15 protein-coding genes and 1 riboswitch are annotated in these 14,663 nt (G+C 71.8%); of the genes, 11 read left to right on the plus strand and 4 right to left on the minus strand.

The genetic code is table 11. The annotated features are described in order from the left end of the window. Nucleotides 1-165 precede the first annotated feature (165 nt). Nucleotides 166-1,641 (plus strand): MetQ/NlpA family ABC transporter substrate-binding protein, encoded by a 1,476-nt coding sequence (locus AB0B89_RS06435; RefSeq protein WP_358549013.1) that lies wholly within the window; start codon nt 166-168, stop codon nt 1,639-1,641. On the opposite strand, the gene AB0B89_RS06440 is transcribed toward AB0B89_RS06435, so the two are convergent. Beyond that, nucleotides 1,638-2,255, minus strand: coding sequence for a TetR/AcrR family transcriptional regulator (locus tag AB0B89_RS06440; protein WP_358549016.1), 618 nt, complete (start codon nt 2,253-2,255; stop codon nt 1,638-1,640). The two genes, AB0B89_RS06435 and AB0B89_RS06440, sit on opposite strands and share 4 nt — an antisense overlap. 194 nt (nt 2,256-2,449) lie before the next feature. On the opposite strand from AB0B89_RS06440, the gene paaZ reads away from it, so the two are divergent. The 6 genes from paaZ to paaE all read left to right on the plus strand — a co-directional run bounded on the left by paaZ (nt 2,450) and on the right by paaE (nt 8,438). After that, nucleotides 2,450-4,483: a phenylacetic acid degradation bifunctional protein PaaZ gene (gene paaZ, locus AB0B89_RS06445; RefSeq protein WP_358549019.1), complete on the plus strand. Its 2,034-nt coding sequence runs from the start codon at nt 2,450-2,452 to the stop codon at nt 4,481-4,483. Between the two features lie 96 nt (nt 4,484-4,579). Then, nucleotides 4,580-5,548, plus strand: coding sequence for a 1,2-phenylacetyl-CoA epoxidase subunit PaaA (gene paaA / locus AB0B89_RS06450; protein ID WP_358549022.1), 969 nt, complete (start codon nt 4,580-4,582; stop codon nt 5,546-5,548). Further along, the gene (gene paaB / locus AB0B89_RS06455) at nt 5,545-5,826 is read left to right on the plus strand and encodes a 1,2-phenylacetyl-CoA epoxidase subunit PaaB (RefSeq protein ID WP_358549025.1); all 282 of its coding nucleotides are present in this window, start codon (nt 5,545-5,547) and stop codon (nt 5,824-5,826) included. Before paaA ends, paaB begins: the two co-directional genes overlap by 4 nt. Nucleotides 5,827-5,833: 7 nt before the next feature. Beyond that, the gene (gene paaC / locus AB0B89_RS06460; protein ID WP_358549028.1) at nt 5,834-6,829 is read left to right on the plus strand and encodes a 1,2-phenylacetyl-CoA epoxidase subunit PaaC; all 996 of its coding nucleotides are present in this window, start codon (nt 5,834-5,836) and stop codon (nt 6,827-6,829) included. Further along, complete coding sequence (paaD, locus tag AB0B89_RS06465) at nt 6,823-7,317, plus strand: 1,2-phenylacetyl-CoA epoxidase subunit PaaD (RefSeq protein WP_358549031.1); 495 nt, start codon at nt 6,823-6,825, stop codon at nt 7,315-7,317. Before paaC ends, paaD begins: the two co-directional genes overlap by 7 nt. 32 nt (nt 7,318-7,349) lie before the next feature. Then, nucleotides 7,350-8,438: a 1,2-phenylacetyl-CoA epoxidase subunit PaaE gene (gene paaE / locus AB0B89_RS06470; protein WP_358549089.1), complete on the plus strand. Its 1,089-nt coding sequence runs from the start codon at nt 7,350-7,352 to the stop codon at nt 8,436-8,438. Nucleotides 8,439-8,514: 76 nt separating this feature from the next. Here paaE and AB0B89_RS06475 read toward each other — a convergent pair whose 3' ends face one another. Together AB0B89_RS06475 and AB0B89_RS06480 are read right to left on the minus strand one after the other, a co-directional pair. Then, nucleotides 8,515-8,895, minus strand: a complete 381-nt coding sequence (locus AB0B89_RS06475) for a roadblock/LC7 domain-containing protein (RefSeq protein WP_358549035.1) — start codon at nt 8,893-8,895, stop codon at nt 8,515-8,517. A gap of 53 nt (nt 8,896-8,948) precedes the next feature. Next, complete coding sequence (locus AB0B89_RS06480) at nt 8,949-9,899, minus strand: hypothetical protein (RefSeq protein WP_358549038.1); 951 nt, start codon at nt 9,897-9,899, stop codon at nt 8,949-8,951. Nucleotides 9,900-10,241: 342 nt separating this feature from the next. Here AB0B89_RS06480 and AB0B89_RS06485 point away from each other — a divergent pair, with 342 nt between their 5' ends. Beyond that, entirely contained in the window at nt 10,242-10,607 is a 366-nt protein-coding gene (locus AB0B89_RS06485; protein WP_358549041.1) for a hypothetical protein, read from the plus strand. Nucleotides 10,608-10,681: 74 nt separating this feature from the next. On the opposite strand, the gene AB0B89_RS06490 is transcribed toward AB0B89_RS06485, so the two are convergent. Then, nucleotides 10,682-11,287: a histidine phosphatase family protein gene (locus AB0B89_RS06490; RefSeq protein ID WP_358549044.1), complete on the minus strand. Its 606-nt coding sequence runs from the start codon at nt 11,285-11,287 to the stop codon at nt 10,682-10,684. Between the two features lie 79 nt (nt 11,288-11,366). Further along, nucleotides 11,367-11,481: riboswitch (cobalamin riboswitch) on the plus strand. Between the two features lie 33 nt (nt 11,482-11,514). On the opposite strand from AB0B89_RS06490, the gene AB0B89_RS06495 reads away from it, so the two are divergent. The 3 genes from AB0B89_RS06495 to AB0B89_RS06505 are packed head-to-tail and all read left to right on the plus strand — an operon-like array spanning nt 11,515 to nt 14,629. Further along, on the plus strand, nt 11,515-11,727 hold the full coding sequence (locus tag AB0B89_RS06495; protein ID WP_358549047.1) for a CbtB domain-containing protein: 213 nt from the start codon (nt 11,515-11,517) through the stop codon (nt 11,725-11,727). 19 nt (nt 11,728-11,746) lie between these two features. After that, on the plus strand, nt 11,747-12,508 hold the full coding sequence (locus AB0B89_RS06500) for a CbtA family protein (RefSeq protein WP_358549050.1): 762 nt from the start codon (nt 11,747-11,749) through the stop codon (nt 12,506-12,508). Between the two features lie 45 nt (nt 12,509-12,553). Beyond that, nucleotides 12,554-14,629 carry a magnesium chelatase subunit D family protein gene (locus AB0B89_RS06505; RefSeq protein ID WP_358549053.1) on the plus strand — a complete coding sequence of 692 codons (2,076 nt, stop codon included), beginning with the start codon at nt 12,554-12,556 and terminating at the stop codon, nt 14,627-14,629. Nucleotides 14,630-14,663 lie beyond the last annotated feature (34 nt).

Below are 14,663 nucleotides of genomic sequence, written 5' to 3' on the forward strand. Positions count from 1 at the left end.
GTGAGAACGCGAGCCGCCGTTGCCCTCCGCGTGACGCTTGCCCGCCTTTGGCCTGGTCATTGCCCGGCCGACCGGTCGATCAGCGGGCGTCGCCGCCGTCTCTGAAGCGGAAATCCTCCTTCGTCGGCGGTCCCGCCAACCGGATATTTCGGATATAACCTACCTGTGATACATGTTTCTCGCCTGCGCAAGGTCTACAGCACCGGAGTCGTCGCGATCGACGAGGTCGATCTCGACGTACGGGATGGTGAGGTCTTCGGTGTGCTCGGGCAGAGCGGCGCCGGCAAGAGCACGCTCCTGCGCTGCGTCAACCTGCTGGAACGTCCGACGAACGGCACCGTGACGGTCGCGGGCCAGGAGCTCACCTCGCTCGATCTCGCAGGGCTCCGCCGCGCCAGGCAGCGGATCGGCATGATCCACCAGCACTTCGCCCTGCTGTCCTCACGCACGGTCGCGGGCAACGTCGCGTTCCCGCTGGAGGTCGCCGGAGTGCCGCGCAGGGAGCGTGGCACGCGGGTGGCCGAGCTCCTGGAGCTGGTGGGGCTCCAGGGCAAGGCCTCGGCCTACCCCGCCCAGCTCTCCGGCGGCCAGAAGCAGCGCGTCGGCATAGCCCGCGCCCTCGCCGCGCGTCCCAAGGTGCTCCTGTCGGACGAGGCGACCAGCGCGCTGGACCCGGGGACCACGCAGTCGATCCTCGCCCTGCTCAAGCGCCTCAACGCGGAGCTCGGCCTGACGATCCTGCTCATCACCCACGAGATGCAGGTCATCAAGAGCGTCTGCGACTCGGTGGCGATCATGCGCGACGGCCGAGTCGAGGAGTCCGGCACGGTAGCGGAGCTGATCGCGCGGCCGGGGTCGCTCCTCACCCGCGAGATCTTCCCGCTGCCCGAGCCGGCCCCGCCCGGCAGCGTCACGGTGACCTTCGCCGGGCAGGCGGGCGAGCCGGTCGTGTCGAGCCTGAAGTTCGTCAAGGACAAGCTGGCGCCCGCCGCCGGGCTCGAACTGGACATCGTCGAGTTCACCGACTACGTGCAGCCCAACGTCCAGCTTCAGGAAGGCCAGCTCGGCGCGAACTACTTCCAGCACCGCCCCTACCTGGCGGACTTCCTCAAGTCCAAGGGAGGCAAGGAGATGACCTTCGTCCAGGCGGTCCACCTTGAGCCCCTTGGCCTGTATTCGAAGAAGGTCAAGAGCGTCGGCGAGCTGGCCGACGGCGCGACCGTGGCCGTGCCGAACGACGCCACCAACCTCGGACGCGGCCTGAAGCTGCTGGAGGACAACGGCGTGATCAAGCTCAAGCCGGGCGTCGGCACCGCCGCCACCGAGCGCGACGTGGCGGAGAACCCCAAGAACCTCCAGTTCAAGCCGCTGGAGGCCGCCCAGCTCCCGCGCTCGCTGGAAGACGTGGACGCCGCGGTCATCAACGGCAACTACGCGCTGGAGGCCGAGCTCAAGCCCGCCTCCGACGCCCTGGTGCTGGAGAAGGCCGCGGACAACCCCTACGCCAACGGCCTGGTGGTGCTCAAGGGCCAGGAGGGCGACCCCCGGGTCAAGAAGCTGGCCGAACTGCTGGCCGGGCCCGAGGTGAAGAAGTTCATCGAGGACACCTACCAGGGCTCCGTGATCTCCGCGACGTCCTAGCCGGTCTCGCCTTCGGAGGTCTGCCGGCGGAGGCCGTCGAAGGCGATCTTGCAGACGGTGTCCGCGAGGGCGTCTGCCCCCATGCCGCCGCGCGGCCGGTACCACTCGGTCAGCGAGTTGACCAGCCCGAACACCAGGCGGCTCGCGACGGCGGGATCCACGTCGGGCCGTACGTCCCCCTCGGCCTCGGCCCGCTGGACCAGCTCGGCCACCAGGTGGTCGAACCGGCGCCGGCGGGCCAGGGCCTGGCGCTCCACCTTGGTGTTGCCGCGCACCCGCAGCAGGAGCGTGACGAAGGGGAGCCGCTCGACCAGCACGTGCACGCTGCGCCGTACGAGATGCTCCAGCTTGTCGATCGCGCGGCCGTCCATCGCGGCGACCTCGTCCGCCGCCTCGAACAGGCCGTCGAGGGCACGGTCGACGGCCAGGCGGAGCAGCTCGTCCTTGCTCGCGATGTGGTGGTAGATCGCCGACTTGGTGATGCCGAGCCTGCGGGAGAGGTCCTCCATGCTGGTGGCCTCGTATCCCCGCTCGTTGAACACCTTGACCGCGACGGCCAGCAGCGACTCCAGGTCGTAGCCGGGGCGGCCTCGTCGCGGAGGGGTGACACTCACCGCTGATGTCCCCATCGGTGTCACCGCCTTGCATACTGACCGAATGGACGGTTAGAAATGATTTGTCGTCAGTTAAGGGTTGTGGTTCCGCCGCTGTCAAGGGACCCCTCGAAGCTGGGGAGAACGGGTAGGAGCGGAGTGGCGCCCGATGGCGCCTGTCCGATCTTTACGGCCGACTTGATGGGGAGGTCAGCATGGCCCCGCTCAGCAGCTATGTCACCGGTTCCTGGCATGTCCCGGGTGACGAGGGAGCCCCGCTGCACGACGCGGTCACGGGGGAGGAGGTCGCCAGGATCTCCTCCGCGGGGGTCGACTTCAGGGCGGCGCTCGCGTACGGGCGCCGCGCCGGCGGGGCCGAGCTCCGCGCCCTCACCTTCCCGCAGCGGGCCGGGCTGCTGAAGGCGCTGGCCTCCCACCTGCGTGAGCACCGCGAGGAGCTGTACGAGCTGTCGCTGCGCACGGGGGCCACGCTGGGCGACTCGAAGTTCGACGTCGACGGCGGCATCGGGGTGCTGTTCTCGTACTCCAGCAAGGGCAGGCGCGAGCTGCCCGGCGACACGGTCTACCTCGACGGCGGCGTGGAGCCGCTCGGTAGGGGCGGGTCGTTCGCCGGCCGGCACCTCTACACGTCCATGCGCGGCGTCGCCGTGCAGATCAACGCGTTCAACTTCCCCGTCTGGGGTCCGCTGGAGAAGCTCGCGCCCGCGTTCCTGGCCGGGATGCCGTCGCTGGTCAAGCCGGCGGGCCAGACCGCCTACGTGACCGCGCGGCTCGTCGAGCTGATCATCGCCTCCGGCATCCTGCCGGAGGGCACCCTGCAACTGGTCTGCGGGAGCGCGGGCGACCTGTTCGAGCACCTGACCGAGCAGGATCTCGTGGCGTTCACCGGCTCGGCTTCCACGGCCCAGAAGCTCCGCACCCATCCCGTCGTCGTGGGACGCTCGGTGCGCTTCAACGCCGAGGCCGACTCGCTGAACTGCTCCATCCTCGGCCCGGACGCCGTTCCCGGCACCCCGGAGTTCGAGCTGTTCGTCAAGCAGCTCGTGACCGAGATGACGGTCAAGGCGGGGCAGAAGTGCACGGCGATCCGGCGCGCGTTCGTCCCGGCCGGCCTGCTCGGCGAGGTGGCCGAGGCCGCCGCCGCCCGGCTGGCGAAGGTCACCGTCGGCCACCCGGCCGACCCGTCCGTACGGATGGGGGCGCTGGCCGGGCTCGGGCAGCGCGAGGAGGTCCGCCGCGCGCTGAAGGCCCTGATCCCGGCGGGCTCGGTGGTGTACGGAGACCCGGACCGGGTCGAGGTCGTCGGGGCCGACGCCGAGCGGGGGGCGTTCATCTCGCCGGTGCTCCTGCGCGTGGACGACCCCGATCGGCCGGAGCCGCACGAGGTGGAGGCGTTCGGCCCGTTCAGCGCGCTCATGCCGTACACCTCGGCCGAGCAGGTGATCGGGCTGGCCGCCCGGGGCCAGGGCAGCCTGGTCGGGTCGGTCGTGACAGGGGACGCCGCCTTCGCCCGTGAGGTGGTGCTCGGAACCGCTCCCTGGCACGGCCGCCTGCTGGTGCTGGACGCGGAGGCCGCCAAGGAGTCCACCGGGCACGGCTCCCCGCTGCCCGTGCTCGTGCACGGAGGTCCGGGGCGGGCAGGGGGCGGGGAGGAGATGGGCGGCATCCGGGGCGTGCTGCACCACATGAACCGCACCGCCGTCCAGGGGAGTCCGGCGATGCTCTCGGCGATCACCGGCCAGTGGGTTCCGGGCAGCGAGCGCACGGTGACCGAGGTCCATCCCTTCCGCAAGCACCTGGAGGACCTCAGGCCCGGCGACACCGTGATCGCCGGCCCCCGGCGGGTCGGTCTGGAGGACATCGAGCACTTCGCGGAGTTCACCGGCGACACCTTCTACGCCCACATGGACGAGGAGGCGGCCAGGGCCAACCCGTTCTTCGACGGCAGGGTGGCCCACGGCTACCTGATCGTCTCGCTGGCGGCGGGGCTGTTCGTCGACCCCGACCCGGGGCCGGTGCTGGCCAACTACGGGCTGGAGAACCTCCGCTTCCTCACGCCGGTCTACCCGGGGGACGAGCTGACGGTCACGCTCACCGCCAAGCAGATCGACCCGCGTGAGGGCGCCCCGTACGGGGAGGTTCGCTGGGACGCCGACGTGACCAAGCAGGACGGGTCCTCGGTGGCGAAGTACGACGTGCTGACCCTGGTGGCCAGGCGCGAAACCTGAGTTCAGGCGGCCTGTACGGCCCTGCGGGCTTGCGTTGCGGACGGTCGCTGAGCGAGACTAATAACTGACCGAATGTTCGGTAAAGGGTGGCGGAGTATGGCTGACCTCGAAGGGCACTTCGACCGCACGATCGAGAGGGACCAGCGCGTCGAGCCGCGCGACTGGATGCCCGAGGGCTACCGCGCGACGATGGTGCGGCAGATCGCCCAGCACGCCCACTCGGAGATCATCGGGATGCAGCCCGAGGGCGAGTGGATCACCAGGGCGCCCTCGCTGCGCCGCAAGGCGATCCTGCTCGCCAAGGTGCAGGACGAGGCCGGGCACGGGCTCTACCTCTACTCCGCCGCCGAGACGCTGGGCGCCGACCGCGCCGAGCTGACCACGATGCTCATCGAGGGGCGGCAGAAGTACTCGTCGATCTTCAACTACCCGACCCTGACGTACGCCGACGTGGGCGTGATCGGCTGGCTGGTCGACGGCGCCGCCATCTGCAACCAGGTGCCGCTCTGCCGCAGCTCCTACGGGCCGTACGCGCGCGCGATGATCCGCATCTGCAAGGAGGAGTCCTTCCACCAGCGGCAGGGGTACGAGCTGCTGATGACCATGATGAGGGGCACCGAGGCGCAGCGCGCGATGGTGCAGGACGCCGTGGACCGCTGGTGGTGGCCGTCGCTCATGATGTTCGGCCCGCCCGACGACGCCTCGCCGAACACCGCCCGGTCGATGGCGTGGAAGATCAAGCGGCACACCAACGACGAGCTGCGGCAGCGGTTCGTCGACATGAGCGTGCCCCAGGCCGAGGCGCTCGGCGTGACGCTTCCCGATCCCGGCCTGCGCTGGAACGCCGAGCGTGGTCACCACGACTTCGGCGAGATCGACTGGTCGGAGCTGAAGCGGGTGATCAGCGGTGACGGTCCCTGCAACGCCCGGCGGATCGCCGTACGCCGGGCCGCGCACGACAACGGCGACTGGGTCCGTGAGGCGGCGTCCGCCCACGCGCGCAAGGCCGCGCACCGTGACGCGGGCACCGTCGCGGCGGGCGCGGGGGCGGGAGGGGCCGCATGAGCGCCTGGCCGCTGTACGAGGTGTTCGTCCGGAGCAAGCGGGGGCTCAACCACGTTCACGTGGGCTCGCTCCACGCCGCCGACGACGAGACGGCGCTGCGTCACGCCCGCGACCTCTACACGCGCCGCAACGAGGGCGTGAGCATCTGGGTGGTGCGCTCCGACCAGATCGCCGCCACCAGCCCCGACGAGAAGGACGCGTTCTTCGCGCCCAGCGGCGACAAGGTCTACCGGCACCCGACCTTCTACTCCATCCCCGACGACGTCCCGCACATGTGAGGCCGCGATGCCTTCCACGGACGACCTTCACGAGCCGGACTCGGGGAATCCTCACGAGCCGGACTCGGGCAACGCTTACGAGGCGCTCAACGAGGCCGACGACCCCCGCTGGGCCTACGGCACCGGGTTCGCCGACCCACTGGACGGGGTCGGCACGCGGCTGCCCGACGGCGTGGACGGCGCCGACCTGGCGGCGTACTGCCTGATGCTCGGCGACGACGCGCTGATCATGTCCCACCGCCTGCAGGAGTGGTGCACGCGCGCGCCGGAGCTGGAGGAGGAGGTCGCGCTGGCCAACATCGCGCTCGACCTGCTCGGGCAGGCGCGGCTGCTGCTCTCGCGCGCGGGGGCGGCGGAGGGGACGGGCCGCGACGAGGACGCCCTCGCGTTCCTCCGCGAGGAGGGCGAGTTCCGCAACGTACGGCTGGCCGAGGCCGAGAACGGCGACTTCGGCCAGGCCGTGGCCCGCCTGCTGATCTTCTCGACCTGGCGGCTGGCGCTGCTCGACAGGCTGACAGGGTCACGTGACCCGGTGCTGGCCGCGGTGGCGGTCAAGGGCCTGAAGGAGGTCGCCTACCACCGCGACTACGCCGCCGGATGGGTCGTACGGCTCGGCGACGGGACGCCGTACTCGCGCGAGCGCGTGGTCGCGGGGCTGGAGTCGGTGTGGCCGCTCGTGGCGGAGCTGTTCACCCCGCACGAGGTGGAGCTGCGGCTGGCGGCGGCGGGCGCCGGGGTCGACCCGGCCGATCTCCGGGAGGAGTTCGACGCCGTCCTCGACCAGGTCCTGTCCGCCGCCACCCTCGCCCGCCCACCGGACCCCGCTGAGCCAACTGACCTCGCTGGGTCGCCGGATCTCGCTGGGCCGCCGGACCCCGCTCGGTCCCGAGACGCCGTGGCACCGGCGGCCGGGGGGAGGTCCGGCGTTCACACCGGCGCGCTGACCGGGTTGCTGGCCGAGATGCAGAGCGTCGCCCGCGCGCACCCGGAGGCGACATGGTGAGCGCGCGCGAGGTCGCGGAGCGGGTGGCGGATCCCGAGCTGCCCATGCTGACCCTCGCCGACCTGGGCATCCTGCGTGACGTCTCGGAGGTCGCGGGGGGAGGCGTGATCGTCACGATCACCCCCACCTACAGCGGGTGCCCGGCGATGGCGGCCATCCGCGCCGACCTGTCCACGGCCCTTCGCTCGGCCGGATACGCCGACGTGCGGGTCCGTACCGTCCTGTCGCCGGCGTGGACGACCGACTGGATCAGCGAGAAGGGCCGGCGGAAGCTGGCCGAGGCGGGCATCGCCCCGCCGGGCGCGGCTCCCGTACGGGCGCGCGGGCCGGTGCCCGTGACGCTCGGCCCGAGCCGCAGGCGGCTGAGCTGCCCGCGCTGCGGGTCGGACGACACCGAGGAGACGTCCCGGTTCGGCCCCACCGCGTGCAGGGCCCTGTGGCGCTGCCGCGCCTGCCGCGAACCGTTCGAGCACGTCAAGGAGCTGTGACACGCCATGGGCGAAGGCGGGAGGTCGTGGTCATGACCGTGGCCGGGGTACGGGCGCGGCGGCGTGCCCGGTTCGCCACGCTGCGCGTGGCGCGGGTGGACCGGCTGTGCGAGGACGCCACCGCGATCACCTTCGAGGTGCCGGACGAGCTGGCGGAGGAGTTCGCCTTCCTGCCCGGCCAGTCGCTCACGCTCCGGGCGATCGTGGACGGCCGCGACGAGCGGCGGTCCTATTCCATCTGCGCTCCGGCGGGCGGACCCCTGCGCATCGGGGTCCGCGAGATCCCAGGAGGCATGTTCTCGACGTGGCTGGTCCACCAGCTGAGGCCCGGGGACCGCGTCGCGGTGCTGCCGCCCAGCGGGACCTTCACCGCCGACCTCGGCACGCCCGCCCACCACGTGTTCGTCGCGGCCGGATCGGGCATCACCCCCGTCCTGTCGATCGCCTCCTCGGTGCTCGCGGCGACCCCGGGAAGCGGCGTGACGCTGTTCTACGGCAACCGCGGCGCCCGCACCATCATGTTCGCCGAGGAACTGGCCGACCTGAAGGACACCGCGCCCGCCCGCGTCGAGCTGGTCCACGTGCTCTCCAGGGAACCGCGGGAACCCGAGCTGTTCACCGGCCGGCTCGACGCGGCCAAGCTGCGCGTGCTGCTCCCCGCCCTGACGTCCGTGCCCGATGTCGGCCACTGGTGGCTGTGCGGGCCGCACGGGATGGTGCTGGACGCGCGGAAGGTGCTCGCCGAGCTGGGGGTGCCGGAGGAGCGCGTCCACCACGAGCTGTTCTACGTGGACGAGCCGCCGCCCGAGCCCGTTCGCCGTGAGGAGGGGCCCGGGGAGGGCGCCACCGCCGAGGTGACGGTGATCCTCGACGGCCGGGCCACCTCCACCGTGCTCTCGCGCGCGGTCACCGTCCTTGAGGGCGCGCAGCGCGTACGGCCCGACCTGCCCTTCGCCTGCAAGGGCGGGGTCTGCGGCACCTGCCGCGCGCGTGTGGTCGATGGGGAGGTGCGGATGCGGCGCAACTTCGCCCTGGAACCCGCCGAGGTGAGCGCCGGATACGTGCTGACCTGCCAGTCGGTGCCGGTCTCCGGCCACGTCACCGTCGACTTCGACACGTGAGGCATGCGGCCGATCGCCCCAGGTCAGGTGAGGGCTTGGGCCGCACGGCTCACGTGTCCGGCTGTGGGCCGACCGCTCAGATCGAGATGCGCTCACCCGCCAGGAGCGCGCCGAGCCGCTCGACCGTCGGGCGGGACTCGATGTGGAGGCGCGCGACGTCGAGCCCCTCGTCGGCCAGCACCACGAGCAGGGCCTCCTGCCCCACGGCGTACACGACGATGTAGCCGCCGCGGCAGCGGATCACGACCTCGCGCAACTCGCCCATGCCCACTTCGTGGCCCGTACGCTTGCCGAGGCCCAGAGCCGCCGCGGAGAGGGCGGCGAGCACCTCCGGTCGCGCGCCCTCGGTGTCCGCACTGACGAGCAACCCGTCGACCGAGGCGACGGCGGTCTCCAACACCCCCGTCGTCCGCTCGCGAAGTGCCCGCAATTCCGCCAGCACAGCTTCATGGCTCATGGTCTGACCTTTCCTGGTTACGTCACTGCAGGTCCTACGTCCTCGCCGCCCGCCTAGTCCTCTTCGCCTGCCATGGGTTCTTGGACGTTCCGGATGCCGAGCAATCGCCGGGGCAGGGACGGCCTGCTCGCCGCCGTGGCCGGCGGCACTTCGCTGACCTTGTTCGTCCCGCGATGGCGCTGGGGGAGTGACGCGGCCTTCGAGCTGTCCCCGCTCGCGTCCTGCCGCGTGGCCCGCCGGCCGGCAGGGGGGCCCGCGGAGCCCGGCGCGTCCACTTCGAGCAGTCCCTCGCCGGCCATGCGGGCGATCTCGCTCATGATCGCGAAGACTCCGCGCCCGAGAGAGAAGGCGATGTCCCGTGGTGTGCGGCGACCGTTGGCCTTGAGCAGGACGGCGTGGCGCGACTCCTCCGCCTGGAGCAGAGGCGGCGTGGACGGTGGTACGGCCAGCGGCCGGGTACGGGTGGACACTCCGAGGTCCAGCCAGGCGGTGGCGGCGGCCAGTCTGCGGGCCGTCTCGCGGGCCAGCCGCTCCGGGGGGATGCCCGGCGTCACGGGAAGCGAGGGAAGGAGGTCGTCGGGGCGGGCGGGTTCGGTCTCGCACGCCTCGACGCCGCACAGGGCCATGGCGAACACCGCGTCGAAGACGGCCGTCAGGCAGACCGTCTCCAGCCCGGCGATGCCGATGATCCCGCGCTCGACCAGCTCGGCGGCGAGCCGTCCCGAGGGGGCGCCCGCGGCGTAGGCCGTCGTCCAGTCGGCCTCGCTCACCCGGCCCGAGCGGAGCAGCAGGGATTCCGGCCCGGGGGACGCCGCTGTGGTCGCGGCGATCACCAGGCCCTGCCGGAGACAGATGGTGCCGCCCGGACTGCCTTCGACCCGAAGCAGCCCCGAGAACCTCTCCTGCCCGCAGCGGAGCAGCGCCGGGCCGATCGGGTCCGCGCCCGCCGTCGGCGCCGGTCCGGTGGGGGTGGGTCCAGAGGAGTCGAGGTTCTGCCCGTTCACGTGATCCCGTCCGGTACGAGGCGGCTGCCCGCTGGGTCACATGCGTCGACGAAAGGATGGGGTGCCGCAGGTCCCGTCGGTCGCCGGAAGGCGGTGAGTATGTCCGAAACTCCACTTTTCACCGTCAGGCCGGTCATGCCTTCGGTCATGAGGGAGGGGCTGTCGGTGTGCGCCTGTATGGATCGAACATTCAGGCCGGCCACCGGGATTCCCTTCACTATGGGGGGATCGTAAGGGTACTTTTAGGCTGCAACAATCACAAACGGGTGAGTCTAGGCACGCCTGGGTCATCAATCCGGTTGACCGGAAATGCGGAGTCACTCGCCGATCCGAAAGAAGTCCATGAACATCGAAACCGCCCTCAAAGAAGCCTTGGCCATCGACGGGGCGCTCGGCGCGGCACTCGTGGACTACGAGAGCGGCATGTGCCTCGGCACGATCGGAGGAGGTCGTGACCTCGACATGGAGGTCGCGGCGGCGGGGAACACCGAGGTCGTCCGGGCCAAGGTCCGCACCCTGGCCTCGCTCGGGATCGACGACTCGGTCGAGGACATTCTGATCACGCTGAACCAGCAGTACCACATCATCCGGCTGGTGAACGGCAGCGGAATCAACATGTTCATGTACGTCGCCCTCGACCGGGAGCGTGCCAACCTGGCGCTCGCGCGGCACAACCTCAAGCGCATCGAGCGCGACCTCGCCCTCTGAGCGCGACCGGGGTGCGCCGGAGGTCGGTGGCCTGAGCCCGCGCCTGTGCCCTCGGTCCATCGCGGAGCGGCGGGTCAGCGAAGCGGGGACAGGCGGAGACGCCGGCTCCGGCCCCGCGCGGTCAGCGAGACGTGGGAGAGAGGCTCCGCGTCGATCTTCCAGAACGTCTCCGGCGGAGCGCCAAGGACACCGACCACGGCCGCCCTGAGCACGGCCGGGTGGGTGACGGCCACCCGCGCGCCTCCCGCTTCGTCCTGTGACCCGAGCCACGCGGCGACGCGATCGACAAGGCCGAGCACCGACTCGCCGCCATGCGGGGCGGCGGCAGGGTCGGTGAGCCATGCCCGCACGCCCTCAGGGTCCTCCGCGCCGACCTCCGCCAGGGTACGGCCCGCCCACCGGCCGAAGTCGCAGTCTCGAAGGCCGTCGTCGGTCTCGGCCGTCAGACCCAGCCCGGCCGCGGTCTGGCGGCAGCGCAGCGACGGCCCGCAGACGACCCTTCCCGCACCCATCGCACCGCTTTCGGCGTGCTCCGTGGCCGGAATCGTCGTCGAGAACACGGGGGCCGCCTCGGCGGCCTGCCGCAGGCCCCGCGCGTCCAGTCCCTCGTCAAGGGGAAACGCGGACCGCTGGAGTGCTTCGGTAGAACCATGACATATCAGGATAATTCGGACGGTCATCCGTGCCCCTTTGGGAGATGGGAGGGGCAATTGTCTCCCCTCGACCCCATTGACGCATCCGAGGTGCGCACCGTAACGTCCAAGCGACATTGTTGACGGTGTGGGGAATCCAGCGAGACTCTGGTACGGCCGCGCCACTGTGACCGGTTCCTTCGGGCCCGGGAGTCAGACCCTCCGTCGTCACCGCCACCCACCATGGGACGCGTGATCCCGAGGAGGCAACACCCATGGCCCAAGCCGCCGTTCCCCATTCCCAGCCCGCTCCCATCAGCATTCCCGTTCGCGAACTGCTGCCCTGGGCGGTGTTCGCCGGCGTTCTGGCTCTCATCCTCGTCTACTTCGTGGGTGCGGAGCAGGGCGCCACCTCGCTGATCTCCGGGAACCTCGTGCACGAGTTCGTGCACGACGGACGTCACCTGCTCGGCTTCCCCTGCCACTGAGCCGGGGGACTGTCACAGCATGGTGAGAAACCTGCTGGTCCGCGGCATGCTCGCGGGCCTCGTCGCCGCCGCCCTCGCCCTGGTGTTCGCCTGGATCTTCGGCGAGCCCCAGGTGGGAGCGGCCATCACGCTCGAAGAACACGCCGGGCACGCGGCACACGCCACAGAGGCCGTCGCGGAGGCCGCCGCGGCGGAACCCGAGCCGGTCAGCCGCGGCGTGCAGTCGACCGTGGGCCTCGCCACGGCCCTGGGCGTCTACGGCGTCGCGGTCGGCGGCGTCTTCGCGCTCGTGTTCGCCTTCGCCTACGGGCGGCTCGGGGCCTTCGGGGCACGGGCCACCTCGGGCCTGATCGCCCTGGGCGCGTTCGTCACGGTCGAACTGGTGCCGTTCCTGAAGTACCCGGCCAACCCGCCCGCGGTGGGCGACCCCGGCACCATCAGCCGCCGGACGGTCCTGTACTTCGCGTTCGTCCTGATCTCGGTCCTCCTCGCGGTCGCGGCGGTGTACGCCGGCCGCCGGCTCGCCCCCCGTTACGGGAACTGGAACGCGACGTCGCTCGCGATCGCCGGGTTCCTCGTCGCGGTGGTCGTGGTGTGCCTGCTGATGCCCGCGGTCGACGAGGTGCCTCCCGGCTTCCCCGCCGCACTGCTGTGGAAGTTCAGGCTCGCCTCACTGGGCACACAGGCCATCGTGTGGAGCGGCATCGGGCTGACGTTCGGCGCGCTGGCGGGGCGTGCGCTGTCCCCGTACCGCGCACCGGTGTCCTCATCCGCCATCTGAGCAGGTCACCCGTGGTCACGAGCCACGGCGAAAGGACATCGCGACATGCTTGACCGGCCTTCGAGGGCCGCACGCCACTACCCGTTCACCGCCGTCGTGGGGCTCGACAGCCTCAAGCTGGCGCTGATACTCAACGCGGTCTCCCCGCGCACCGGTGGCGTGCTCATCCGCGGGGAGAAGGGCACGGCGAAGTCGACGGTCGTCCGGGCGCTGGCGGCGCTGCTGCCGCCGGTCGCCGTCGTCCCCGGATGCCGGTTCTCCTGCGATCCGGCCGCTCCAGATCCCGGATGCCCCGATGGGCCGCACGGCGAGGAACCCCTCGCGGCCGTACGGCCGGCGAGGCTGGCCGAACTGCCCGTCGGAGCGTCCGAGGACCGGCTGACCGGCTCGCTGGACCTGGAACGCGCGCTGACCGAGGGGGTGAGGGCCTTCGACCCCGGCCTGCTCGCCGCCGCGCACCGGGGCGTGCTGTACGTGGACGAGGTCAACCTGCTGCACGACCACCTCGTGGACCTGCTGCTCGACGCCGCCGCGCTCGGCATGTGCTACGTCGAGCGCGACGCCGTGTCCGTGCGGCACGCGGCGCGGTTCATCCTGGTCGGCACGATGAACCCCGAGGAGGGCGAGCTGCGGCCCCAGTTGCTCGACCGCTTCGGCCTGACCGTGGAGGTCACGGCCTCGCGCGACCCCGAGGAGCGTGCCGAGGTGGTACGCCGGAGGCTGTCCTTCGAGGACGACCCCGAGGGGTTCGCCGACCGCTGGGCGGGCGAGGAGAAGGATCTCGCCGCCCGCGTCGCCGAGGCGCGCGGGCGCCTGCGCGAGGTGACCCTGTCCGACGCCGCGCTGCGGAAGATCGCCACGGTCTGCGCCGCGTTCGGGGTGGACGGGATGCGCGCGGACCTCATCACCGCGCACGCCGCCGTGGCGCACGCCGCCTGGCGGGGCGGTGATGAGGTCACGGCCGAGGACATCCGCGCGGCCGTACGGCTCGCCCTGCCGCACCGCCGCAGGCGTGACCCCTTCGACGCGCCCGGCCTGGACGAGTCCGAACTCGACGACCTTCTCGGCGGCCAGGACACCGACCCCGATCCCGACGGCGACGGTGACGGCGGCCCGGACCCCGACCCCGACGGCGATCCCGGCGGCGGCCCTGACCAAGACCCGGGCCCCGGCTCTGCCCCGGATACCGGTTCCGGCGCGGATTCCGATGTCGGCTCGGATCAGGGTGCCGGCTCGGATCACGGTGCCGGCCCGGAGCACGATTCCGGTGGGGGAAGCCGGACGGCGGGTCCGGGGGCGTCGGCCGGGAAGCGGCCGGCACAGCCGGGCGAGCCCTACCGGGTGCGCACGCTGGCCGTACCCGGCCTCGGCACGGGAAGTCCGGGACGGCGGTCGCGCGCCCGCACGTCGTACGGCCGGATCTCGGGCTCGCGGGTGCCGCTCGGGCGGCTCACCTCGCCCCACCTGACGGCCACGCTCCGCGCGGCGGCCCCGTACCAGCGGGAACGCGGCAGGACCGGGCCCGGTCTGGTCGTACGGGCCGGAGACCTGCGCGAGGCCGTACGCGAGGGGCGGGAGGGCAACCTCGTCCTGTTCGTCGTCGACGCGAGCGGCTCCATGGCGGCACGGCAGCGCATGGGCGCGGTGAAGGGCGCCGTGCTGAGCCTGCTCCTCGACGCCTACCAGCGCCGTGACAAGGTCGGCCTGGTCACCTTCCGGGGCGCCGGCGCGGAGCTCGTGCTGCCGCCGACCTCGTCGGTGGAGGCCGGGGCGGCGCGGCTGCGGGCCCTGCCCACGGGCGGGCGCACCCCTCTCGCCCAGGGGCTGCGGCGGGCGGCCGAGGTGGTGCGCGTGGAACGGCTCCGCGACCCCTCCCGCAGGCCGCTGCTGGTCGTGGTCACCGACGGGCGCGCCACCTCGGGCACGGACGCCGACGTGCTCCGGGCCGCCGCGCTGCTCAGGGACGTCGCCGCCGTGGTGGTCGACTGTGAGAACGGTCCGGTGCGGCTCGGCCTCGCCGTACGCCTGGCGGCCCGTCTTGGCGGCGAGGCCGTACGGCTGGACCGGCTGGCCGCCGGCGGCCTCCGCGACCTGGTCCGCGAACGCGGAAAGGCGGCCTAGACGTGCCTCGGGAAACGGACATCGTTCAGGAAAT

Source organism: Sphaerisporangium sp. NPDC049002, assembly GCF_040649355.1.
Taxonomy (GTDB): domain Bacteria; phylum Actinomycetota; class Actinomycetes; order Streptosporangiales; family Streptosporangiaceae; genus Sphaerisporangium.